The organism is Amphibacillus indicireducens, assembly GCF_039539605.1.
Taxonomy (GTDB): domain Bacteria; phylum Bacillota; class Bacilli; order Bacillales; family Amphibacillaceae; genus Amphibacillus; species Amphibacillus indicireducens.
Genome location: NZ_BAABDL010000015.1, coordinates 1 through 973, shown reverse-complemented (window position 1 = coordinate 973; position 973 = coordinate 1). Strand labels below are relative to the sequence as shown.

The window sequence follows — 973 nt, the reverse complement described above, 5'->3', positions numbered from 1 at the left end:
CAGACTTATCCCGCAAGATGATCTTAGTTTTTTGAAATTATGAACGGCTATTAATTGGGTCACTCAATAAGCGGTATGCCTTGAATTTTTTTAAGAGTGAACCAAAATTGTTTTTTGTAAAGACAACTGCTACATAGTTTGAAGGGCGTATAACGGGCTGTATTGATTACTTTACCTGCTATTTTAATCAGCTTAATTCTAACAGTTGCTACGGTGCTGTTATTCATGCTTTTTGGTAAGCAGAGTCGGCGAAACCAATTCGCAAAATTGTAAGCAAGTAACGCGATCTGTAGCTTCGTTGCATTTGTATAAAAGTCAGGGCTACTTAGTTGATCGAACGCAAATCCGTTTTTCCCTTCCTTAATGAAATTTTCCATCGTCCCACGGTTTTGATAAAATTTGACGATGTTTTTAGGGCGATAGCTTAAGTTCGTGACAATGAAGGAATAACGAAATAAGAGTTCGCCTTCTGGTCTCTCTAACTTGACGATCACTCGTCTTGACTTGTTCCAGCTTGCCGCCTTGTAGGTTATTTCTTTATAAAACACATAAGGCGCACCGTTATTAAGTTTTAGTCGATTCCCGATTTGATGTTCAATGTCTTGAGCCATCGATGTTAAACGCTTATTTGATTTAAGGCGAATGGCGTATTTGATCTCGTGTTCTTCACACAACTCATAGAGTTTAGGGACAGCGAAACCACTATCGCCCCTGACAGCGATGGTTGCACTTGGATTTATTTTTTTATATTCCTTGATCACAGGACCAACAAAGCTAACGACATTGCGAGACGTATAAACATTACCTGCACGAAGAGCTGCTTTGATGCAATCACCCGTTAAGCCATCAAATAATACGAGTGGATGGTAACCGTTTGTTTGATAATGGGCATTGTAGTCGGTGCCATATTGATGACCACAGGTCGTGAAATTTGCCGAATCCAAATCAAAAACAAAATGCTCACTCGGCTGAA

Annotated in this window: 1 protein-coding gene; it reads right to left on the bottom strand. The window is 39.7% G+C overall.

Translation table 11 applies throughout. The annotated features are described in order from the left end of the window. Positions 1 to 59: 59 nt before the first annotated feature. A partial coding sequence (locus ABD814_RS01425; RefSeq protein ID WP_344909659.1) for an IS1380 family transposase occupies positions 60 to 973 on the bottom strand: 914 nt, incomplete at its 5' end.